The sequence below is a fragment of the Endozoicomonas gorgoniicola genome (assembly GCF_025562715.2).
Classification (GTDB): Bacteria; Pseudomonadota; Gammaproteobacteria; order Pseudomonadales; family Endozoicomonadaceae; genus Endozoicomonas_A; species Endozoicomonas_A gorgoniicola.
Map to the genome: position 1 here is coordinate 1,161,973 of NZ_JAPFCC010000001.1, position 23,833 is coordinate 1,185,805.

At 51.5% G+C, this 23,833-nt stretch carries 11 protein-coding genes; 6 read left to right on the plus strand and 5 right to left on the minus strand.

What is annotated here, in order from left to right:
* Positions 1–381 precede the first annotated feature (381 nt).
* Genes fdhF through NX722_RS05395 form a run of 3 tightly spaced genes read left to right on the plus strand, consistent with a single transcriptional unit; the run spans position 382 to position 4,407 of the window.
* A complete protein-coding gene (fdhF, locus tag NX722_RS05385) occupies positions 382–2,511 on the plus strand; it encodes a formate dehydrogenase subunit alpha (RefSeq protein ID WP_262567065.1) in 2,130 nt (709 codons plus the stop codon).
* Positions 2,508–3,530 (plus strand): 4Fe-4S dicluster domain-containing protein, encoded by a 1,023-nt coding sequence (locus NX722_RS05390; RefSeq protein ID WP_262567066.1) that lies wholly within the window; start codon positions 2,508–2,510, stop codon positions 3,528–3,530. The genes fdhF and NX722_RS05390 overlap by 4 nt, the downstream gene beginning before the upstream one ends.
* 1 nt (position 3,531) lies before the next feature.
* Entirely contained in the window at positions 3,532–4,407 is an 876-nt protein-coding gene (locus NX722_RS05395) for an iron-sulfur cluster-binding protein (protein ID WP_262568613.1), read from the plus strand.
* Positions 4,408–4,513: 106 nt separating this feature from the next.
* Here NX722_RS05395 and recD read toward each other — a convergent pair whose 3' ends face one another.
* From recD to NX722_RS05420, 5 genes are all read right to left on the minus strand, one after another.
* Positions 4,514–6,541, minus strand: a complete 2,028-nt coding sequence (gene recD, locus NX722_RS05400; protein WP_262567067.1) for an exodeoxyribonuclease V subunit alpha — start codon at positions 6,539–6,541, stop codon at positions 4,514–4,516.
* Positions 6,541–10,197 (minus strand): exodeoxyribonuclease V subunit beta, encoded by a 3,657-nt coding sequence (gene recB, locus NX722_RS05405; protein ID WP_262567068.1) that lies wholly within the window; start codon positions 10,195–10,197, stop codon positions 6,541–6,543. Before recB ends, recD begins: the two co-directional genes overlap by 1 nt.
* Positions 10,194–13,667 (minus strand): exodeoxyribonuclease V subunit gamma, encoded by a 3,474-nt coding sequence (recC, locus tag NX722_RS05410; RefSeq protein WP_262567069.1) that lies wholly within the window; start codon positions 13,665–13,667, stop codon positions 10,194–10,196. Before recC ends, recB begins: the two co-directional genes overlap by 4 nt.
* 114 nt (positions 13,668–13,781) lie before the next feature.
* A complete protein-coding gene (locus NX722_RS05415) occupies positions 13,782–14,066 on the minus strand; it encodes a hypothetical protein (protein WP_262567070.1) in 285 nt (94 codons plus the stop codon).
* A 60-nt stretch (positions 14,067–14,126) separates the two neighbouring features.
* Positions 14,127–16,115, minus strand: a complete 1,989-nt coding sequence (locus NX722_RS05420; RefSeq protein WP_262567071.1) for a hypothetical protein — start codon at positions 16,113–16,115, stop codon at positions 14,127–14,129.
* 284 nt (positions 16,116–16,399) lie between these two features.
* Here NX722_RS05420 and NX722_RS05425 point away from each other — a divergent pair, with 284 nt between their 5' ends.
* The 3 genes from NX722_RS05425 (at position 16,400) to nqrM (ending at position 23,833) form a co-directional block, all read left to right on the plus strand.
* The gene (locus NX722_RS05425) at positions 16,400–22,297 is read left to right on the plus strand and encodes a transporter substrate-binding domain-containing protein (RefSeq protein ID WP_262567072.1); all 5,898 of its coding nucleotides are present in this window, start codon (positions 16,400–16,402) and stop codon (positions 22,295–22,297) included.
* A gap of 109 nt (positions 22,298–22,406) precedes the next feature.
* Positions 22,407–23,525 (plus strand): FAD:protein FMN transferase, encoded by a 1,119-nt coding sequence (locus NX722_RS05430; RefSeq protein ID WP_262567073.1) that lies wholly within the window; start codon positions 22,407–22,409, stop codon positions 23,523–23,525.
* Between the two features lie 65 nt (positions 23,526–23,590).
* A complete protein-coding gene (nqrM, locus tag NX722_RS05435; protein ID WP_262567074.1) occupies positions 23,591–23,833 on the plus strand; it encodes a (Na+)-NQR maturation NqrM in 243 nt (80 codons plus the stop codon).

Sequence of the window (23,833 nt, forward strand, 5' to 3'; positions counted from 1 at the left end):
GTGTTTTTATAATAAAATTTATTTTTTTGATATGAGGTAATAAATGGATGTAAGTATAAAGCGTAGTGTTTTTTTTGATCTCTATGCCCTGTCAATCTATTACTAATACAATTAAAAAAACCTGAAAGGTGTTTCTCAGAAAAACACAATAATTAGTTTTACTAATCATTCTTTCTGTTCTTTTTAGAAAAGAATTGTTATAACTTTTCACCTCGCTGGCTGAATTTTAATCAGAGCTTATTCTTATAATTTTATGTTCATGACTGTTGCCCGACTGATTATGGGAATCAGTTTTGTGTTTAAAAAGGCCCCCAAGCACCGTGAAATGACCCTCTTGTCCTGGTGATTTTCACGAGATAAAACCTTTAACATAGGTATCGCATGACGACAAAAACTACACCTTCTGTGTGTCCTTTCTGCGGCACAGGTTGTGGTATTGGCATAAGAACAGATGCTGATCGTGTTATTGGCGTAGAGCCTCTGACAAATCACCCGGTAAGCAAAGGCCGTTTGTGCTCCAAAGGCTGGAGTTCTGCTTTTGGAATCGGTGTTGAAGATCGTATTACTCACCCGCTGATTAAGGAAAATGGCGAATTCCGACGTGCTAGCTGGGATGAAGCTCTGGATCATATCCATGAGCAGTTCAGCTATCATCGTGAAACGCATGGACCACAGGCTGTCGGTCTTATCAGCTGTGCCCGTGCGACCAATGAAGACAACTATGCCATCCAGAAGTTTGCCCGTACTGTCCTTACCACCAACAACGTTGACCACTGTGCCCGTATCTGTCACAGCCCGTCCGTTGCCGGTCTGGCACAAACCCTGGGGTCCGGTGCCATGACCAACAGTATCGAAGATGTTCGTAAATCTGATGTTGTCGTCGTTTTTGGTTGTGATCCGACTGAAAGCCATTCAATTATTGGTAGTGAGATCATCAAGGCGAAAGAGCGCGGTGCCTTGCTGTTGGTGGTTGACCCGCGTAAAACCCGTCTGGCTGAAATGGCTGACGTACACCTGCAACTGCGTCTCGGTACCAACGTTGCCCTGCTGAATGGCCTGATTAAGGTTATCTTCAACAATGGCTGGGAAGACAAAGATTTCCTGAATAAGCGTTGTGATCACGAAGATATACTGCGCAAGCAAGTTGAAGAATACCCGCTGGAAAAAGTTTCCCGAATCACCGGTGTTCCTAAAGATCAGTTGAAGCAGTTTGCCCGTTTGTACAGTCATGCCCGTGCGGCATTCCTGGCTTACGGTATGGGTGTAACCCAGTACGTAAGCGGTACCAACAATGTCATGGCAATCTCCAATCTGGCACTGGTATGTGGTCAGATAGGTAAGCCGGGCGCTGGTATCAACCCGCTGCGTGGGCAGAACAATGTACAGGGTGCCTGTGATATGGGCTGTCTACCAGGCACATTCCCAGGCTACCAGTCTACCGACGATCCTGTTGCCCGTGAAAAGTTCAGCAAAATCTGGGGTACTCCGGTTGCCGATCATCCGGGTATGACTTCTTTGGGTATGAACGAAGCGGCAATGGCTGGTCAGTTCCACGCCATGATGATTTTTGGTGAAGACCCTGTAGTAACCGACCCTGACCAGAACATGGTAGCCAAGGCGCTACGTCGCATGGATACACTGGTTGTGGTTGAGATGACCATGACTGAAACTGCCAAGCTGGCTGACGTTGTTCTGCCTGCAGCAAGTTTCGCTGAAAAAGACGGCACTTTCGCAAACTGCGAGCGTCGTGTACAGCGAGTACGGCAGGCTGTGAACCCTCCAGGCGAATGTCTGGCTGACTGGCAGCTGATGGCTAAACTGGCGAAACGTTTTGGCATGCATGGTTTCGACTGGAAGAATGCTGAAGAAATCTTTGACGAGATTTGCTCTGTATCTTCTATTCACTCCCAGATGAGCTATCCGCGTCTGGATGAACACAATGGTCTGCAGTGGCCTTGTGACGCTAAGAATCCGGACGGTTCCAAAATTCTGCACCAGCGTGAATTTCCAATAGGTAAAGCACGCCTGATGCCTGTTCATTATCTGCCAACCGCAGAAATCCCGGATGCAGAATACCCGTTCTATATGACAACTATTCGTCTGCATTTCCACTACGGCTGTGGTTCCATGACCCGTAAATCTCCGCTTCTTGAGCGTGAGACGCCAAAAGGGGTTTTATTCATGAACCCCCGCGACATTGCCAACATAAGGCTGTTCAACCATGCGCCTGTTGGTATTCGTTCCCGCCGTGGTTACTTGGAAACCCGTGTGATCTCTACCGATCAAGTACCACCGGGCTTGGTCAGTATACCGTATCACTTTAACGATACCCCATCGAACCAGCTGACCAATGATGCTCAGGACCCCGTCACCCGTATGCCTGAGCTGAAGGCATGTGCCGTACGCATTGAGCCTCTGGCATTTGATGCCGAACCTCGTCCGATTCAGATTCTGCGTAATGCTAATTATGAACCTGCTGTAAAAGGTGCTGCCGGAGGTGAACACGAATGAATGTATTTGAACTCGATCGTCTGGAGCACCTGCGTGACTGGCTGTCCCTACGCAACGACGTATATCAGCCAATTCTGAACCAGAGTGGCAACAGTTCCTGGGGAAAGGTCGAACATGGTCAGGTAGCGCCGCTCGATCCTGAACTGCGTCCATTGATGTCGCCAAAGAGCCTGTTCTTTGCCGAGCAGGAATCCATGTTCGTCTTTGACGGTGAAATGTTCCGTGAGACTCTCCCGGAGCACGGCCAGCAGGTTTTGTTTGGTGTTAAGTCCTGCGACCTGACGGCCATTGCCTATCAGGATATTCACTTTAAAGAAGACCCGCATTACCAGCGTCGTCGGCAGCAGACCCTGCTGGTAGGCATCGATTGTCTGGAGCCTTGTGACTCCGGTTTCTGTGCCAGCGTGGATTCTGGCCCTCAGGTAAAAAACAATATTGCTGATCTGATTCTGGCACCAAAGCCGAGTATTGGTAATGACGCACATGGCTGGTGGGTAATCTGCGCCAACGATGCCGGTCGTGCAGCGGTTGCCGGTATGGATCTTCGTCCTGCTGATGCCAGCTGGAAATCCTGGCGAGAGATGAGTCTGCAACACACGCTGGCTGCCTTTAAAGACGACACTCACATCATTAATGGTATTCAGCGTATTAATGGTCGTGCGATTCCTGAAGAACATTGGGACCGTTTCGCTCACCAGTGCATCAGCTGTTCAGGTTGCAGTCAGGTTTGCCCGACCTGCTCCTGCTACACCGTCCGAGATGTACCGACTGAATATGGCCAGCTGCGTCAGCGTGTCTGGGATTCCTGCCTGCTGGTTGGTTTCCAGAAAGAAGCCAGTGGTGCAAACCCGGCACACGAAGCCGGTCGACGTATGCATCGCTACTGGTACCACAAGTTCTCTGAAGACATTGCCTCCAGAATGGGACGCTTTGGCTGCGTTGGTTGTGGTCGTTGTGAAAACACCTGTCCGGGTTCTGTGGGTGTGCATTCTGTAATGGAGAAAATTGCCCGTGCATAAGATGACTCCTGCGCCAATCCGTCTGGTTGAATTTTATATCGACGGACACGACATTGGTCACTTCACCTTTGAGCCGGCTGACACGTCTAATGGTTTGCCGTCTGTATGTGACCCTGAGAAGGTTGTGCCTGGTCAGTTCTTCATGCTGTCCATTCCCGGTCACGGTGAAGCGGCATTCACTTACACCGCCATGCCAGATGAGAATGGTCGTTTTGTTGCCCTGATTCGTCGCATCGGTTCCCTGACCGAAGCATTGTTCAAGTGCAAGCCGGGCGATTTACTGGGTGGTCGTGGTTCGTTTGGTAAAGGCTGGCCTGATCTGACTAACCAGAAAGTACTGGTTATTGCCGGTGGTTTGGGACTGGCACCGGTAGCGGCTAAAATTACCGCCCTGATTGCGGCTGATTCAGCGCCTGTGGTTTACTTCAGTGCCCGTAACGAATCCATGCTGGTACTGGAAAAGGAGCGTGCCATCTGGAAAGAGCACTGCAAGGTTTACGAAGCGATAGACGATATCGACAATGCCAAAGGCGACTACATGCATGGTCGCAAACTGAAAGAAAATCTGGCTCACATTCAAAAAGAGCACGGACCTTTCGATCACATCATTACCTGTGGCCCGGAAGGTATGATGGAGTTTGTTTGCCACATGGTGACTGAAAACGGTCATCCGGCAGACCAGTTGTGGTTATCTCTGGAACGTCGTATGCACTGTGGCGTTGGCTTGTGCGGCCACTGCTATGTTGCTGATGATCTGGTATGTATTGATGGCCCGACTTATCGGTGGGATCAGCTGGGTGAACTGGTTGTGAAGGAGAAATCCATCAAACCACCAGTTGAGCCAGTAGATATGGCAGTGGACGCCATGGCTGTATAGTCGGACGATATTGCGCGCTCCAAATTATCGGCTTTTAATCACGATATTCGTACATTAGCCCGTGAACCTTATATGTTGTCCACGGGCCAGATGTGTACGCTTCGTATCAAGCGAGCAAGCGCTCTTTCAAGCCTGAAGAACGGTGTGTCTGTCGTGCAACAGACTGGTTAAAGACTGCATCTGTCGTAAACAGTTCCAGCATTCTCTTGGCACGGGTAATGCCTGTGTACACGAGCTCCCGGGTCAGTACCGGATTGATTTTATCGGGCAGAATCATGGCCGTGTGGGCAAATTCGGAACCCTGGCTTTTATGAATGGTCATGGCATAGACGGTTTCGTGAGCCGGTAAGCGGCTGGGCAGCAGCTCTTTCAGGGAGCCGTCCGGCAACTGGAATACAACCCGAAGTCGATCATCAGCGCCAGCCAGTGTAATGCCAATATCGCCATTGTATAACCCGAGTCCGTGATCATTACGGGTAATCAGAACCGGTCTGCCCGGATACCACAGGGTTTCCCGTTCAATCAGGCGATGTCGGGCGAGGGTGCTGCGAATTTCAAGGTTTAAGCCTTCAACACCATAGACTCCTTCCCGCAGGGCGCACAGCAGGCGGAACTGGTTAAAAGCGGCCAGTACTTTCCGGGCTGGCATGCCTTCTTTTATTGCCTGCAGATAAGGGCGGTATTGCTCAACGCAGAGTTGCAGCATGGTTTGATAACCACTGTCGTTCAACAGGTGACGTCGGATGTCGTGGAAACCGGCTTCCCATACGGTTCTGGTGTGTTTGACTTTTCCCCCGTTGACAGCTGCCGCCAGCTGACCAATACCGGAAGAGGCATCGAACCGGTAACTTTTCTGCAACAGACAGAAACAGTCGTGAATGGTGGCATTGGTTTCCGGTAGCTCTGTCCTGAGGTCATAACCGGTTAACTGCTGCAACTGCTCTTGCTGTTTTTCGGTATACGTATTGCCTGCCGCCGCACAGATATCACCCAGCACGCTGCCTGCATCCACCGAGGCCAGCTGGTCACGATCACCCAGCAAAATAATCCGGGCATCTGTGGGTAAAGCATCCAGCAGACGGTTCATCATGGGCAGGTCTACCATGGAGGCCTCATCGACGACCAGGATATCCAGATGTATAGGATTATCCCGGTGGTGGCGAAACTCTGTGCTGTTGGGAATAACGCCGAGCAGTCGATGAATAGTGCCGGCCTCGCTGGGAATATTGCTGCGAACGGATTCACTGCAATGCAGTTTTTCCAGCGCACCACCAATGGACTCGGTCAGGCGTGCGGCGGCTTTGCCTGTTGGTGCTACCAGTCGTATAACCGGTGCCTTGCCTTTAGTTTGCTGTTCCAGTTCAACCAGCATGGCCAGCAGCCGTGTTACCGTGGTGGTTTTGCCGGTTCCCGGCCCGCCACTGATAACGCTGAAGGACTGGGTGGCTGCCAGGGCGGCTGCTACTTTTTGCCAGTTCAGACAGGCGTGTTCGGGAATCAGTTTGTCGAGATTGTTCAGATCATCGCCGGAGTTTGCCTGTTGAATGGTCTGCCCGATAGTGTCCCAGTCCAGCTCGTCCGGTTTTACGATATCGAGCCATTTAATGACGGCTGCCCGTTGATCGGGTTCGCTCTTAAGATTGTCCAGCAACAGGGCATAATCTCTCTGAAACAGCCGGTCGAGAATGGTTCGGATTGTGGTGGGTTCAACGTCTCTGGCCGTTTTGTTTCTCAGAATCTCTGCTACCCGGTGTTCAAAGTGCCAGTAACGATAGAGGTATAGACGATTCCGGTTCAGTACCAGCGGTGTCGGTGCGCTACCCTCAGAGCCATCGGAAACCAGACGGGAGCCTGATAATTGTTCCTGCCAGTTGCCGGACACTAGTAATGGTTCAAGAGATTGTAACGCTTCCTGATCAATGCCGAACAGTGACTGCTGTTCAATGTCTTCCAGTGACAGGCAGACATTGCCGCTGGCGAGTTCGTGGCTGACCAGTGCGCCTGCCAGAACCGTTAAAGGTTCACCACCCATTTCCTGCAGAAAACGGGCAAACTGGTAATCGAGCGCGCGGATGGAACCGGCGGTTTTCAACTGCCTCAGGGTTTGCAGTACCGGAGATTGATGGTTTGTCATTATTCGTTCTCTCCAGTAGACAAGTCGCCAGTAAATAACTCGCCAGTAAATAAATTGTCCATAGCCTCAATCAGTGCCTGTTTCGGGCGGGTGTCGTAAATGCCGTGACGGTCACTGTCATTGCTTTGTACACCTCTTAGAAACAGGTAGATGACACCGCCAAAATGCTGTTCAAAATTGTAGTCGGGCAGCCGGGTTTTCAGCAGGCGGTGCAGTGCCAGACTGTAAAGCTGGTACTGCAGGTCATAGCGATGCTCAATCATCATCTGTTCCATTCGGGCGCGACTGTAATCACTGTATTGTTCCCCCAGCCAGTTAGATTTGTAGTCAAGAACGTACCAGCGGCCCTGGTATTCAAACGTCAGGTCGATAAAGCCTTTTAACATGCCCTTAAGGTTGCTGAAAGCAAGGGGCGCGGCTTTCGCTGAAAGCGGGTCATGCTGTTGCAACAGCGTGTTGAGTTTGTGAGCGTTGAGTTCGGACAGCGGCAGATAAAATTCCATTTCAACTTTGCGTGCCTGTTCCGGCAGACTGCGCAGGGTCATCTGCTGACCGTCCAGGGGCGCGTCCAGGCAGTTGGTGAGCATGGTGACCAGTGTGTCGCACCACTCTTCTCCCAGTCCTTCCCGCTGCAACTGTTCATTCACAAACTGCGGCATCAGTTCAGGGGTTGAATGAGTCGGCGTCAGTCGCTCAAACAGGGTGTGCATAAACGTTCCGGGCCGGGCGCCTTTCGGAAAAGTAAAAATAGAATGCTCAACGGTCGTGGATTCTGGCTTGACGGCAGACTCTTCCTGCACCTCCATATCAATGCCTGGCTGTTCATCGCTGGCGCTTGCATGGGGCTGGCCAGAGCTGGAATGCGCCGTTTTTGACAATGCCGAATAACTGGTCATCCACCAGTTTTTCTCTATGCTGCCCGTAAAGCTTTTCGCTGTCAGTGTTTCAGTGTGGTCGTCTACTGGCTGAAAGGCAGGCAGTGGTTCCAGAGGTGGTTCGTACACTTCAATAAACGTGTGTTTCTCGTCCATTGCCTGAAGGCGGGCGGTCAGGTCTGATGGTTTGATAGTGTCGCCTTTTTCCAGCAACTTGCCAAAAGCGCTTTTGTGCAGGTCAGTCACCGGGTCTTTGCCAGAGTTGCCTTTTTTCAGGGGAGCGACGCCAACATAGCAGCAATGTACCGACCGGGTCATGGCTACGTACATCAGGCGCAGGTCTTCTGCCAGCCGCTCATGGTCGGCTTTGATCAGGGCGTCCGGATCGCCGGACAGATCCAGCTGGGTTCTGCCTTTGTTCTGGTCGTGAAAAACTGGCTCTGTGGCATTTCTAAGGGAACAGGCAAAGGGCAGGAAGCAGGCATTGTATTCCAGCCCCTTGGACTTATGGATGGTGACAATTTTTACCAGGTTGCGTTCACTTTCCAGATGCAGCTGCTGTTCATCGGCATTGTTGTCCGGGTTCTGGCTATGTTCTGCCAGCCAGCGCAACAGGGCGTGGGGTGTTTCCTGTTCCTGGCTGGCGCTGGCCAGCAGTTCACCCAGATGCAATAAATTCGTCAGTTGTCGTTCACCGCTGGTACTGTCTCCCAGAAGGCGTTCAGAGATACGGTTCTGGTGAATCAGCTGACGCAGCATGGGCAGTACGCCATAGCGATCCCACAGCTCTTTATAACGGGAGAACTCTTCAACCCGTTGTTCCCAGAGTTCCTCGTTCTGGTTCAGCTCATCAAGCGTCGATGCTGACAGTGCCAGCAGTGGGGTTGCCAGCGCCGAGCGCAGTGTGCGTTCATCGGTGGGGGTCAGACAGGCCGCCAGCAGGCGTTGCAGGTCAACGGCTTCCTGACAGTCGAACACTGACTCTTTGTTACTGAGGTAGACACAGGCAATATTCTGCGCGTTCAGGGCGTCACGGATCATATGCCCCTGTCTGCTGGTACGAACCAGAACGGCGATATCGCCAGCCTGCAAGGGTGTTTGTTCACCCTTCTTTTCAATGACGCATTCGTTAATATTGGCGTCAGTCAGCAGACGGTTGATCTGGTTTGCCGTTGCCTGAGCCATCACAGACTCATAACTGCCGCTACTCACAACAGGTTTTTCATCACCCTGTTGCAGCCAGACTTGTAAGGCGGTAACGGGTTTGCCTTCCAGCAGAAGGCGACTGTTGTCTGCTCTTTCTGAATGCCTGACTTGCAGGAAGGGAATATCCTCGTAAAGGAACGGGTTGTCTACCTGGTCAAACAGCGTATTGACCGCGTTAATCATATTGCTGGTGGAGCGCCAGTTTGTACCCAGAGTGTAGTGAGCGGATACCTGCTGACGAGCCTGCATATAGGTGAAAATATCGGCACCACGGAACGCATAAATCGCCTGTTTCGGGTCACCGATCATAAGCAGTCCGGCGTCTTTTGAACTGCCATCACCGTATATCTGGCTGAAAATCCGGTATTGCAGGGGATCAGTATCCTGAAACTCGTCGATCATGGCGACTGGAAACTGCTCCCGGATCGCACTAGCCAGTGTACCGTTGACGTCGTTTTCCAGCGCCCTGCCAAGGTTGGCCAGCAGGTCATCAAAGGCCATCTGATGTTTCCGGCGCTTGAGTTCACGAACTTTTGTGCGAATCTCTGCCAGCGCCTGATCACGGATCATGCCGCTCCAGGCGTTTTTGGCCGAGAGTGGCTGTTCAACCAGCTGGCCAATTAATTCAAAGACTTTGTGTTCAGGCGGTGTGCCAGCCTTGGTGGTGTCTTTTTTCAGAGCTTCCGGGCTGTAAATTTCCCAGCCGTCATTAGAACTTCCCAGTGAAGGCTGTAAGCCACTGCCGTTTATAAAGCGATTCATGTCATTAAGGCGGGATAATGCCTTGCTTCGCTTTTTCAGTCCGGCACTGCGCAGCCGGTCTTCAATGGTTTGCTGTTCCTGTTGCCAGAGCGTTTTAACGGCTAAGACCGAATCTATATAGGTCTGTTTAAAGGACTCAACAGAGTCTGGCAATTCGCCCCGAATGACTTCCAGATTGTGTTTGCCAAGCCAGCTGCGAATACTGCCCAGAAGGTCTGCAGGTGTATTCCAGAGGTCACGGGTCAGGCTGGCAAGGGATTTGTTGACGGGATAGAAATGACGACGCCAGAAGTCAGCCGCCGTCTGTTGCAGCAGGCTGGTTTCGTCGGTAATCAGTTCGCTGGTAAACAGCGTGCCGCTTTCAAATGCATGCTGTTTGAGCATTCGCTGGCAGAAACCGTGAATGGTAAACACAGCTGCTTCGTCCATCTGCCGTTCGGCAGCGAGTAACAGGGCAATGCGTTCTTTCCGGCGGTCAAGGTCGTCGATCAGGTCCTGAATAAATGGATCACTGGATTGCCCGGCAATAAAATCCATGCGGGCGTCGTGCAGTCTTGCCCGAATACGGTCACGCAGTTCTGCGGTGGCTGCATCGGTAAAGGTGACCACCAGAATCCGGTCGGCACTTAGAGGCTCAGGGTGGGCAGAGTCATCATCACCGTGTCCCAGAACCAGCCTTAAATAGAGATTGGCAATGGTATAGGTTTTGCCTGTTCCGGCACTGGCCTCAATCAGACGGTTACCATGCAGCGGAAAGCGAAACGCATCAAGATTTTCGGGGATATTATCTGCTATCTGAGTCTGTTCCGTCATTTTACTTCCTCCAGATAAGGCAGCATGGGTTGCATCAAGGTCTGAGCCAGCTCGGTCATGGCGTCATAGGCGGGTTCAAGTGCCGGGTAACAACGGCTCATATACACATCCCGTTGTTCACCATCATAGTTATAACCACCTTCATAGGCCGTATAAGCTGCATTTTCCGCTTTGTCTTCATCTGCGAACAGCCAACTCCGGGCGGTTTCCGGAAAGAATGCCAGAGGCGTTTTCTGTCCTTTCTGATAATGCCTGACCAGTTCCTGTAGCTGCTCCAGAGCGTCTTCTTTTTCGACGATATGGTAGATCATCGGTTTCTCAAGGCTTAACAGGTGGGTGATCGCTGGCTGGTCTGAACAGGCGCACAGGCACAGATGCTCTATCCAGGTCAGCATAAGGTCTTTGCCTTTGACTTTGGCCGGGCGATAGCGAACCAGACTGTTGTTGTAGATGTTTTTCAGCCAGCCTGTCAGTTGCAGTTCACCGAGCTTCAGATTGACCTCGACGCTCTCCTCTTTATTGTTTTTATTCTCTTTATTGTTTCCAGTCTCTTTATTGTTTCCAATGTTATCCGGTTTTCGGGTACGGGTTTTTACCTGCTCCGACAACTCCGTCAGGCCGGTTTCCTGTTCTTCCAGCAGCAGGTCGCCAAAGGCGCCGTGGGGGAGCCGGCCAACGGCTTTCAGGGTCTGGTATACGTCATTGGTATGGCCTTTTTCGAGAAGGTCATCAAGAACCAGCAGCTTCAACTGGTAAGCATCCAGTCCGCCAATGATAAAGGGTTCTGTTTCCTCCAGAGCCTCGTCACCGTCCTCGAAAAACACCTTCAGCCGACGGTTGCAGAAACTCTTGCAGGGGTTTCGGTAAAAACGCAGCAGTTCACTGAGTTCCAGCACATATTGCCTGTCCTTTTCTTCGGGCAGGGCTGTGTCTATAAAGGCGGTGGTGTCTATCTCATCCCGTCTGGCAGCAGGCAGCCATTCTCTGGCATAGCTAAACAGAGGGCTAAACAGAGGGCTGAACAGAGGGTTGTCCACTGAGCGGCTGTTGGGCATGAAGTTGCCGGGACTGAAGGGTTGCAGGGTATGCTCTGTCAACAGGTGGTGTTTGATGGGGTGGTCATTAATCGTGTAATTCTGGTCAATATAATCCAGCAGCTCCGTCACCAGTACCGAAGGTACACGTTCAGTGTTGTCTTTTACGCTGCGTCCGACATAGCTGATATAGAGTTTTTCCCTGGCGGACAGCAGGGCTTCCAGAAACAGGTAACGGTCATCTTCCCGGCGGGAACGGTCGCCACGACGGGGGTGTCGGGCAATCAGATCAAAGCCGGTTGGGGCAATGCTGCGCGGGTAAGCCCCGTCGTTCAGTCCCAGCAGACAAACCACCTTGAATGGAATGGAGCGCATGGGCATCAGGGTGCAGAAATTAACCTGTCCGGCAAGGAAGCGCTGACTGCTGCGCTGGCTGGACAGACGTTCGGTCAGATAGCTCAGTAATACCGGGCGTGTCAGCGGTTCATTATAGCCAGCGTCGTTTAATTGCTGATGCAGGTTCTCAAGGCTTTCATGAACCAGCTTTAATGCGTATTCGTCATTTTCGTCCGCCAGAAAGAAACGCTCATTGATGTCATGAATATAAGCCGTCCACTCCTCAATGGAGCGATCCTGTCCAAGTGTTTTCGCCAGATGGTCAGCATGGTCAATAAATTCTGCCAGCTGTCCGGCCAGACGGGCGCTCATGCCCTGTACGGCTTCAAAGGGTAAAATATTGTCGTACAGTCCACAGGCTTCCGGCATGGCATAGCCCAGCAGCAGACGACGCAGGCCAAACAGCCAGGAGTTGCTCTCCCTGCGTGGCAGGTCGAAGTGTGCCTGATGGTCGGGGTTAAGTCCCCAGCGGATGCCGGTTTCGTCGACCCAGCGACGCAGTGTGTCCAGATCATCGGCCGTGAGTTCAAAACGTCGTTGCAGGGCAGGGATTTCCAGCAGTTCCAGTAGCTCTGGCGCAGTGCAGCGACTGTTATCCAGATCCAGCAGGTGCAACAATCCGGACAGAATGGGGTGTTCATTTCGGGCGCTGCGATCCGAGATAGAGAAGGGTATACGACGTGGATCGTTCTGGTCCTGACTGCCAGCGCCACCAAACACCGCCTGTATCCAGGGGCTGTACTGGTCGACATCGGGTAGCATGACCACTACATCCCTTGGCGTCAGCTCAGGGTTTTGTTCAAACAGCGCCAGTAACTGGTCGTGTAATACTTCCACTTCCCTGAGCGGACTGTGACAGCTGTGCAGCCGCAGGGACTGGTCAGCAGGGTTGACCGGCTGTTTGCCGGAAGGTTCTCTTAATTCCAGAATGTCGTTTTGCAGGTGGTGTAGCAGGCCATCGCTATTTCCATCGCCATCGCCATCGCCATTTCCATCAACAAAGGCACTGATTTCCGGAGCGTCCAGATCATGGAGCTGATGCAGGTAGTCTCGCCCTAATTTACCCATAGAGCCAAGCAGGGGGTTACCGGAAGCGTTCGGGTCGCTCAATGAATTGTCCAGAGAAAACCCTTTGCGAACAAAGTCATTCTGTCTGCTGGTACTCACGGCAGGCAGGGAGTGAACCAGCTTGTCAGAAGCAAACTGTTTGGCGGTCATGCGCGCCAGGTATTTGGGGTCTTTCTCATCGCCCCAGTAGTAACGGCAGGGGTTGCACACCAACATGTGAACGTCGGTCTGTTCGCCCAGAGCTTTTAAGGTGTCAACGAAATGCGGGGGCAGGGCAGAGATGCCAAAGACGAACAGGCGCTTGGGCAGCTTGTGCTGATGATGGCCGTTATACAGTTCTTCCAGAAAACGGTGGTGCATATTGGCACGGTGCCAGTGGTTTTGTCCGAGGTTTTCGGTTTTTTTCACCAATGCCCGCCACAGCTCCGGTTGCCAGGGTTGCTCAGCGGCGATGCTGTCCGGGTCGCTTCCTTCTTTTGTCCACTGGGCAATCCAGTCGGGACGATACACCAGATATTGGTCAAAGGTGTCAGCGATTTTTTCTGACAGCTGAAACAGGCGCACACCGTCGTGGTCATCGCTCAGGTATTGTCTGAGGTCGGCAAAACTGTCCCGGTGGATCATTTCTGGCAGTAGCGTCATGATCTTCCAGGTCATGGCTTCTTTGTTGAAGGCTGATCGCCCGGGGACATCAGGCAGAACCTTGACAAACATATCCCAGAGAAAGCTGGCGGGCAGTGGGAATGCGGTGGCTGCCGCAATGCCAAAGCCATCAGCCAGTGCCAGGCGCAACCACTGCGCCATGCCGGGGCTTTGCACCAGTATCTGCTCATCTTCTAAGGGGTTGGACAGAGGGTCTCGCCGGATTAGCTCGACCAGCAGGTCTTTCAGCACATCAAGCTGATTGGAGTGGTATATGGTGAACACTTCGTTTATGACAGTTTTCTGTTGGATTGCTGGAAATGGGATCATTCAACAGCATGGACTGTCAATAGAGCTATATCAATAGAGCTATATCAAGAGAGCTATATCAAGAGAGCTATATCAAGAGAGTGACATCAGGACAATAATTGCACGGCAGGGCTGTCAGGCCCGGCCGTGGCGGTGCAGGGCGCTCATCATGTTACGCCTTTGCTTTTTCTTTCTGGTGGCAGGTTTGCCGGCGTAGTTAGCCAGGATTTCGCTTTCTGCTTCCTGCAGTTGCGCCATGTTGGGTTTTATTTTTTCCAGATAACGCTGGCCCGCGCCGTCCTTGATGTTCAGCTTGCCGCGCAGGCTGGACATCTGCTCCATCAGGTTTGTGGCTTCTTTAATGGCGTTTTTGCCTTCATCAACGGTTTTCCGGGCGTTATCTTCAGTTTTGTTATCCATAGTGCCTGTCCCTGCAGTTCATAGCTAATTTTAGCAGTCGTGGCGGAAGCGGTTCTCGCTTCAGTCCAGTTGCGACATGTCATAGCCTGCTGCTAACAGTGCGAGGGCGAGGACGAGGGCTTTATACCCTGATAAATGGCTGTCTGCGTCGGAGCGGTAGTGAGACAGCCGTTTTATTAGTGGGTAATGGCTGCTCAGGCCACTGGGCGACAGGATCGCAATGTTGAAATGAGTACGGTTGTGCTTATCCTGAAAAAGCTGGTTAAACAGGACCATTTCACCGCTGGTGGCGGTATGAGCTTTATACGCAACCAGAGACTCGCCAGGCCCGGGGCTGATAATGGTTTCGCCGTTGTAATTACCAAAGTCCTGCTCCAGTGTGCCTGTTTCAGTATCAATGGCGAAAACGTTCAGTTGTCTGGTTATTTCAGGACGAGGGCATAGCTGGACCAGATAATCATACAGCTCAGTTTCAATAGAACCAGGTCGTGCCGGCCACCTGCCATCAAAAACCTGATGTTCGTCAGTCAGTTTGGCCTGCAAGCTGAGATTTGCTTCAAACTCGACATGGTAGCTTGTGAGTAACGGCTGATTCAGTGGTGATGAAGGCTTTTCTAATCCTTTGCGGAGGACTTCCACCATATCATTACACGTCTTTGTGAATTCACGGTTATCGATGGATTCATCCATTACCACCAGAAGACGGTTCTGCTCAGGTTGGTGCATTGCATAACGGGTTGTCAGGCGTCTGAGTGTCTCTCCGGTAAGGCTTGAACGACCATTGTCGCCGAATGAGTGGTCATCTTCTCCGGTGCGTGTATGCAAGGCATAAACTGCTGACTCTTTATCAGCGCTGAATGGTGACTCCAGCTTTCCTGTCTGGTTGGGGGACAGTCGCTCTATATTCACCAGCAGGTGCTCTCCTGCAGGCGTTATTGAACGCAGCATATGGCGTTCTTCTGGTCCGGTTATTTCCCGTCTGCCGGATGTACCAAATGTGCGGTTAAGGGCTCCGGTTGTGCGGTCGAATGAGTAAATCACTGTTGCATTCTTTATATAGGGAACCGCTGTTGTGTTTTCATCCACTCCCATCACGAGTGCGCCATTGATGGTCAGTGCCATTGCCCTGATTTTGTTATTATGGCCATATTGACTGTCCAGCCAGGAGGCTTCATTAGTGCAGTCAAAGGGGGCTTCAATCTGGCCGGTGATAAGGTTGACTCTGCAAACCGCTATGCGGTTACTGTATTTTTCTTCTGCCAGATTGTTCGGGTCGCGAAATGAAGCCCCGATGTACAGATCGTTTCCATCCAGAACGGTTTTGCTTATGAAGCCTTTTGTCTTATCGCTACCGAGGTTCAGTTGTCCAGCCTCGGCAAAACGGCTGTCGAGCTGTCCGGTCTCAAGGTCAAAGGCGTAAATACGGCTTCCTTCAGAATAAAGGTTCGCTGTCACCAGAAGTCTGTTGTTGTGGATCAAAAGGCTTTCAGGGAAGTAGCTGTATTGCTCTGCAGGTAAAGTCTGAATGCTATTACTGGCAAAGGTGGTATCTATTTTGCCGGATGACAGCCAGAACCTGAGAATATACAGATTCGGTTTATCGGGTGTGTCCTTTAACGACCCAAGGATGGCGATGTAGAGACTATCATCTTTGGCAATACCTCTGGCGCTATCAACGTTCGAGAATTGCTCCAGTGACACATCGCCTTTGTTACCAAAAGTGGTTATTGGGCTGTTTCTGGTAAATGTTCGGGCGGAAAGGTTCAGGCGCCTGGAACTCTCTTTATACGATGGGCCTGATGTGGTGACGTACAGCACCATGTCCTGCTCTTCGAGTACAACGATGTCTTCAGGCCAGACTATTTTGTCATGGCGGGACGAAGCAGTGATAGGGACTATCTCTGTCTGACTGGTCGTTTTACCCGGGGGTAAAGCCATTGAGAGCGGTGTCAGAAGCAGAACCAGAACCAGAACCGGGGGGGTGTGATACAGAAGACGGTTGCACATTCTGGAGAATAACGACAGCACAAGGGTGAAAGCATAGTTCATAGATCACTGATCTCTAGGTGGTTTTGCAGACATTTTTTGTAGCTTTACTGTCTGGCTTAACCCGTAGGTTTGGAGTGTCGAGGTGCAAACAACGCGATCAGCTTAGTCGATAAAACAGTGAACGACTATTGATTCCTGTTGATCATGTCGGGGCAAAAGATTTGTTCGTGTCAGTTGTGAGTTTGTACTGTCAGCGGTAGCGGATTTCGCTTATTACGCAGTGGTTCTGCCAGGAAAAAACAGTACAATAGGGCGGCTTTTCTGCAAGGTCATTCTGGACGGTTATGTCTTACGCCCCACACAAAAAATTCTTTCTGCTATTGACTCTGATGCCTCTGCTTCTGATGCGACGTCTTGCTGTTTCCTTTGTAAGGCAGGAACCGTCAAAAGGATTTGCTTTGTCTACTGTTCTGGTGCTGGTCCTTTCGCTGCTGCCCGGGCAATCCATTCAGTGCCGTGAAAATGGTCCTTACTTCTCACCGCTGAAAGTTGCTTACCTGATTGATGATATCCCCTGGAGCTTTACCAATGATGCCGGTGAGCCGGATGGCATTATGCTGGATGTCTGGCGTACCTGGTCTGAAGCGGTAGGTATTCCACTGCGTTTTTATCCCATGAACCGGGAGCAGGCGATAAAACGTTTAAAGAACAGTGATGTCGATATCATTGCCAGCCTGGGACTAGAAAACAGGGTGCAGGACGAGCAGTTGGAATTGCAGGAAATGCTGACAACCCGCCCCGTTTTTTTTGTCCGGAATGACCTGGAACAGCAAGCCCTGACAGAGGCATTACAAGCTTATGAAGTGGGTGTGGTGGATGATGGCGAGAGCGAAAATCTGGTCAAATCCCGGTATCCGCAAGCCAGCATCAGATTATATCCATCGCTGGAGGAGATGATTAAAAGCATCTCTAACCGTGAGCTGGTGGTCTTTTTTGGTAACAGTGATGTTCTGAGGTATTACCTGAGTGCCAGAGGAATCAGTGTTGACTTTACCATAAACACTGAAGCCCGATATCCGGCACAGGGGCTGGTTGCTGCCGTTGAACCGAATCGTCTGGCATTGCGCTCCCTGATTCAGCGAGGGCTGGACGAAATCAGTCAGGAAGGCTGGGAAACTCTGTCGAAAAAATGGTTTGGCGTCTCTGCCCGGGAAGAGAGTCTGGTGGTTGCCCTTGCCAGTAATTCGGCACCGCTGTCTTTTATTAACGCGCTGGGCCGTCCTGCGGGGATGTTTGTCGATATCTGGCGGCTGTGGTCCCGGAAAACCGGTGTGCCGGTACACTTTCGAATGGCAGAGCGGGATGAGAGTATCGACGATTTGCGTACAGGCAGAGCTGATTTTCATGGCAGTCTGTCGCCATCCAGTGCTCGCAGTGAATGGCTGCGTATGTCAACGCCTTATTACGGTCTGGTTTCACGGCTTTACTTCCGTAATAAGCCTGGTCAGAAGGATCCCGGGGCAGACCTGGAAAATTGTAAAATCGGGGTAGTCAGCCAATCCAGCAATGAAGAGTTCCTGAATACCTGGTTTGCGAACGCTACGACAGTTCCGGCAGACAATGTGTTTCAACTGATTGACCTGCTGTTTCAAGGCGAGATTGATGTCTTTCTGGCTGAGCCTGAAGTCGTAGAGTCAGCCCTGAGTGCCATGGGACTCGTGGGGGAAGTCTCTTCCAGCAAATACATTAGTATGAACGAGGCTGTCGCCGCTGCAGTGCTGGCGGAGCGGGGTGATGAGCTGCTGGCTTTGATTAACAGGGGTTTAAACAATATCACTGCCGATGAATTTCGTTCGATTGAAGAGCGCTGGATTCCCAATAGTGATAATCGATATTTCAACCGGCCAAGAACTGCTGTCAACCTGACGGAAGATGAAGGGCGCTGGCTGGCCCAGCATCATGTGTTACGGACGGTGCTGAATACCAATAACCCGCCGTTCTCATTTAAAGATGACAAAGGGGTTTTACGGGGGCTTGCGGTTGACTTTATACGCCTGATTGAGGAGCGGCTGGGTATTACCATCGAGATTGAGGAGAGTCGTAATTTCAGTGAGATTCTGGGTGAGGCTTATCGTCGGGAGCTGGATCTGGTGCCAATGATGCAGCGTACTGATGAGCGGGCACGTTATCTGGATCTGACACCACCGATCTTTACCGTACCGACCGTTGTTCTGGCCCGTAGCTCTGACACATCGATTCGGTCAGTGTCTGACCTGAAAGGAAAAAGTGTCGGTTATATTCCTGGTTATGCATCCTACGATTATTTCCGGGAGCGTATGCCGGATACTGACTTCCAGCCGGTATCCACGGACGCCAGTGGTTTAAGTCGTATTTCTACCGGCGCTCTCGACGCTATCATTCTCAACCTTGCCTCAGCCAGTTATCAGATGGAAAGGCTTAAACTGACCAATATTCACATCGTTGGTGAGGCGGGGTTCAACTTTGAATATGCGGTTGGCAGCCGTAATGACTGGCCAGTGCTGGGCAGTATTCTTGATAAAACCATCAACTCTTTCACCAGTGAAGAACGGGCTGCCCTGCAATCCCGCTGGATCAGTGTCAGCACCATCAGCTGGGTGCCGGACAAGGAGTTGTTTATCGGGCTGTTACTGGTCGTGGTGACCCTGATACTGATTATTTACTGGAACCGTCGCCTGACCCTGGAAATTGCTGAACGAGAGCGGGCAGAAAAAGAGTTAAAAGTCCGTGCCGACCTTGACCGGCTGTTCAGTAATATCTCACGACAGTTTATGGAGCGTTCGGTGGATGACTCTATCGATTTTTTCCTGAAAAGCGTTGGTGAAAGCCTTGGGTTTGAGAGTTGTGTTCTGGTGGTGGGCGGTCATCCAAAAGCCAGAATAGAGTACTTTTGGTCCCGACTGGCGTCGTTTGACCCCAAGGCCTTCAGCGATGCCGGTCGCTATCGTGTAAAGGATTATCTGCATCTTCTGGATGATGGCATTTTGTATGCCAGCGATAAAACGGATAACTCCGGAATGCCGGATGAGTGTAAAGCCATATGGGAAGCTGAGAAGGTAAAGAATATTGTCTATGTCCCCATGGTGCTGTTTGGTGATGAGGTTGGGGGAGTATGCCTGTTTAACCGTTGCAGCAGTGCTTTGCCACAGGCCGATGAAATTGAGTTGCTGCGCCGTGGTGGTGAGCTGATTGCTGTGGCACGGGCCCGACAGGAGGCTGATGATGCGCTGAGACAGAGTGAAGAACGTTATGAACTGGCGATGGATGCTGCTTCTGATGGCCTCTGGGACTGGGATATTACCCATGAGCGTATTTACCTGAGCCCAAGGTACCAGGCCATGCTGGGTTATCAGCCAGGAGAACTGGGCAATACACCAACCGCCTGGCGTCGTCAGATTCATGTCGATGACAAGCAGGCGACACTGGATTTTTTTAACAGTCAGTTCAGCCATTCCGATGAAAGCTTTCAGTGTGAATACCGCATACGCCGCAAGGACGGCAGTTACGCCACAGTGCGTAGCAAAGGCAAGGTGGTGTTCCGTGACAGTCGTGGCATGCCACTGCGGGCAGTGGGAACGCTGATTGACATTACAGAACAGCGGATTCGTGAGCGAGAATTATTCATGGCGCGCTTCTCGCTGGATAATGCCGGTGACCATATCCACTGGTTCCGCCGCGATGGTTCCCACAAGTATGTCAACGAATCTGTATGCAAGGTCCTCGGTTACCGTCATGATGAAATGATGGACATGACCATTACGGATATCAATCCGGCGGTGACGGCCAGTTCATGGAGCCGGTTATGGGATCAGCTAACTCTGCGCAAGGCTCTGACCTATGAAACGTTGCGCAAGACCCGGGACGGTCGTGTGTTTCCGGTGGAAATAACAGCCAACTATATGGAGTATGAAGGGGAAGGCTTCCTGTTTGCGACCGGCCGGGATATCACGGATCGCAAGCAGGCGGAAGAAGCGTTGCATAAAGCCAAGGAAGCGGCGGATCAGGCCAACCAGGCCAAGAGTAATTTCCTGGCGAATATGAGCCATGAGATCCGGACGCCAATGAATGCCATCATCGGTCTCAGCCATCTGGTTCTGAAAACCGAAATGAGCAACAGGCAGAGCGATTACATCAACAAAATACAATCGTCTGCCCATGCCCTGCTGGGCATCATTAACGATATTCTCGATTTTTCCCGCATTGAAGCGGGCAAGCTGAATATGGAGTGTATAGACTTTGATCTCGGGGATGTTTTTGCAGACCTCTATAATGTCGCCATCGTCAAGGCGGATGAGAAAGGTATAGACCTGAGTTACGATATCGCACCGGATGTGCCAAGACTGCTGAAGGGGGACCCGTTACGGCTTGGACAGATTCTGCTGAACCTGACCCATAATGCCGTGAAATTTACCCAGGAAGGGAGTGTCCAGGTACGCGTTAAACTGGAGTCTGGTGATGAAGAAAACGTCCGGCTTGGCTTTGAGATAGAAGACTCGGGTATTGGTATCAGCCCTGAGCATCAGTCCAGACTGTTTGAATCATTCTCCCAGGTTGATGGGTCGACTACCCGTAAATTTGGCGGCACCGGGCTGGGTCTGGCTATCTGTCGAAGTCTGGTGGGAATGATGAATGGCGAAATTTCTGTGACTTCCGAACTGGATGTGGGTAGCACATTCAGCTTCTCCATTGATCTGGGGCGTGGCGTTTCGCTCAAATCTTCCGCCTCTGCCCTGGTGGGTTCGAAAATTCTGGTTGTTGATGATAAAGACGATGCCCGAACGCTGTTGACCAGTCATCTTGAAGTGTTTGGCTGTCATGTGCTGGTGGCTGAAAACGGTCAACAGGCACAGGCACTGCTGAAAGAACACAATCTTAAAGAAAACAAGCCGATTACTCTGGCGCTGCTGGACTGGCGTATGCCCGACATGGATGGTCTGGAGCTGGCAGAACATATCCGTAATATGAATCTGCCGGTTTGTCCTTCACTGATCATGGTGTCAGCTTACGGGCGGGAAGAAGTGATGGCCAGGGCGACCGGGCGGGTGGATGCTTTTCTGATCAAACCGGTCAGCAGTTCTGTACTGATGGAAACCATGCTGCGGACACTGGACCGTCAACAGTTGTTGTCCCGCAGGGATTCCGGTCTGGAAGAAGCCGCTGACAAGGCATTCAGAGGTCATGTACTGCTGGTGGAAGACAATGACATCAACCAGCAGGTGGCCCGTGAGCTGCTGGAAGGTTACGGACTGCAGGTGTCTCTGGCTGATAACGGGCAGAAAGCGGTTAACGCCGTTGAGCAGCATCAATATGATCTGGTGTTTATGGATATTCAGATGCCGGAAATGGATGGCTATCAGGCGACCCGAATTATACGTCGACTGCCCGGCAGGAGCGATCTGCCTATTGTTGCCATGACGGCTCACGCCATGACCGGGGATAGGGAGCGCTGTTTGCAGGTGGGTATGAATGACCATATTGCCAAGCCGCTCGACCCCAAAGAGCTGAGCAGTAAACTGGAGATGTGGCTGCAGTCGGCAGCCAGAACAGACAATGTTGTCATTGATGCGGAACCGGAGCGGGCTGAACCCACTGCAGAGGAAGAAAAAGCGGGACTGCCGGGTATTGATGAAGAAGAGGGGCTGGCTCGGGTGATGGGCAATCGCAAACTGTATGATCGTCTGCTAAGGAATTTTTATCAGGATCAGCATACCGACTGGCAGGAGCTGGAGAGTTGTCTGGAACTGCAGGACTGGAGAGGGGCTTGCTTCCTGACCCATGGACTGAAAGGGGCTGCGGGAAGTCTTGGGGCTAAGGATCTCCATAAGGCAGCGGGTGCTGTTGAGGCCGAGCTGCGCAGTTCTGAACAGCGACCTTCCGATGCGCTGCTGGAAACTCTGTGTGACCGGTTTACTGAGGTGATGAGCGGACTGAAAGTTTTCAGGGCAGAGGCTGAGCCGACGCCTTACAGCTATGGCGAAGGCATGGTGGAAACTGATCGGCTGTCGTTCCTGTTAAGCCACATGCAGACTCTGTTGCAGGAAGGTGATGCGGATGCTGCGGACTCTCTGCCCGAACTGGTACGTGGGCTGTCAGGCATGGTGAAGCATGAACAACTGGATGAACTGTGCAGGCGGGTTGAGAATTATGACTTTAATGAAGCCGGACAGGTGCTGGACGAATTGCAGGAAGAGCTGACCCTGTGAGCGGAAAAAAGGGTGACGGGAGCGCTGTTAACTGTACGGATGACGGTTCTTGTATCTCGATGTTACACTGCGCCCCCCTGATAAAGCGAGATGTAAACGCAGAGGTGAGATGTTGTTAACCCGATCTTATAAACGATCGCTGCTACTGGGCGTTGTCCTGCTGATAGCGGCATTTTATGTCATGGGTACTCGCCCAAGACTCAAGCACTTTCAGGGGTATACCATGGGAACCACTTACAGTATTTCCTATGCTGCGACTCTGTTTTCTGATCCGGTTAAAGCTGTTCAGGCCGATGTTGACCGGGAGCTGGAGGCTATTAACGATAAAATGTCGACCTACCGTCCTGACTCTGAACTGATGCAGTTCAACCGCGCACCGATTGGCAAACCGTTCAAAGCATCGGACGAACTGGTTGATCTGGTTCAGCGCAGTTTGTATTTTTCCAGAATTTCAGACGGTGCTTATGATGTGACGGTGGGACCACTGGTTAACCTCTGGGGCTTTGGTCCCACTGAAAAAGACAGCAAGCAACCTGAGAAAAAGATGCCTGCTGATCAGGATGCCAATGTTGATCCGGTAGTCTGGATGCTGGCAAACTATCCGACAGAAGTTCCCGATGAGGAGACCATTAATGCCGCACTGGATCGTGTCGGGTATCAGTATCTGAAGGTCGATACTGACCGTGACACCATGACTCGCGAGAAAGACCTGTTTGTGGATCTCAGCTCCATTGCCAAGGGTTATGGGGTCGATAAGGTGGGTCAGACTCTTAAGAACCGTGGTATCAATAACTATATGGTTGAAATCGGTGGCGAGGTGCTGGTTCGTGGTCATAAGCCGGGCGGTGAAGACTGGCGTCTGGGTATTCGGGGCCCGGCGATGACAGCGGGCGGCATGCCAAGACTTGTGGTAACGATTGGTAACCGGGCTCTGGCGACCTCAGGTGACTACCTGAATTATTTTGAGATTAATGGTCAGAAGTTCTCTCACATGATTAACCCTCATACCGGTCGCCCGGAGGTCAGTCGTCTGGCCGAGGTAGCGGTAATTGTCGATAGTGCGGCAACGGGCGATGCGCTGGCTACCATGTTTATGGTGCTGGGGGACAAGAAAGGTCTGGAGCTTGCCAATCGGGAAGGGATTGCCGCTTACTTTACCTATCATTCAAAGGATGGCGGATTTGAATCAGTCAGCAGTGAAGCGTTTAAACCTTATCTGCATGACTGACGTAAAACATAAATTATGATGAAGGCAGGCGGCTGTTTTCTGTTTCAAGTTAGGAGGTACTGGCTATGACTACAATGCTGGTCACATTCTGTGTTTTTCTGGCGCTGATAGCCATGATGGCTGTCGGTGTTATTTTTTCCAACAAACCCATCAAGGGCTCCTGTGGTGGCCTCAGTACTCTGGGGCTGAAAGATGGTTGTGTCATCTGTGGTGGTGGCGACAAGCAGGAGAAAGCGTTCCGGGATGCCTTTGATGAGGTAGATATGGATGAGCTGTTCTACGACGCTACGGCGCATAAAAAAGCCTGA

Bases quoted from the DNA above. Each gene is read 5' to 3' on its own strand.
- NX722_RS05395 (WP_262568613.1), top strand. From the start codon at position 3,532: ATGACTCCTGCGCCAATCCGTCTGGTTGAATTTTATATCGACGGACAC.
- NX722_RS05415 (WP_262567070.1), bottom strand. From the start codon at position 14,066: ATGGATAACAAAACTGAAGATAACGCCCGGAAAACCGTTGATGAAGGC.
- recB (WP_262567068.1), bottom strand. From the start codon at position 10,197: ATGACGGAACAGACTCAGATAGCAGATAATATCCCCGAAAATCTTGAT.
- recD (WP_262567067.1), bottom strand. From the start codon at position 6,541: ATGACAAACCATCAATCTCCGGTACTGCAAACCCTGAGGCAGTTGAAA.
- nqrM (WP_262567074.1), top strand. From the start codon at position 23,591: ATGACTACAATGCTGGTCACATTCTGTGTTTTTCTGGCGCTGATAGCC.
- NX722_RS05420 (WP_262567071.1), bottom strand. From the start codon at position 16,115: ATGAACTATGCTTTCACCCTTGTGCTGTCGTTATTCTCCAGAATGTGC.
- NX722_RS05430 (WP_262567073.1), top strand. From the start codon at position 22,407: ATGTTGTTAACCCGATCTTATAAACGATCGCTGCTACTGGGCGTTGTC.
- recC (WP_262567069.1), bottom strand. From the start codon at position 13,667: ATGATCCCATTTCCAGCAATCCAACAGAAAACTGTCATAAACGAAGTG.
- NX722_RS05425 (WP_262567072.1), top strand. From the start codon at position 16,400: ATGTCTTACGCCCCACACAAAAAATTCTTTCTGCTATTGACTCTGATG.
- NX722_RS05390 (WP_262567066.1), top strand. From the start codon at position 2,508: ATGAATGTATTTGAACTCGATCGTCTGGAGCACCTGCGTGACTGGCTG.
- fdhF (WP_262567065.1), top strand. From the start codon at position 382: ATGACGACAAAAACTACACCTTCTGTGTGTCCTTTCTGCGGCACAGGT.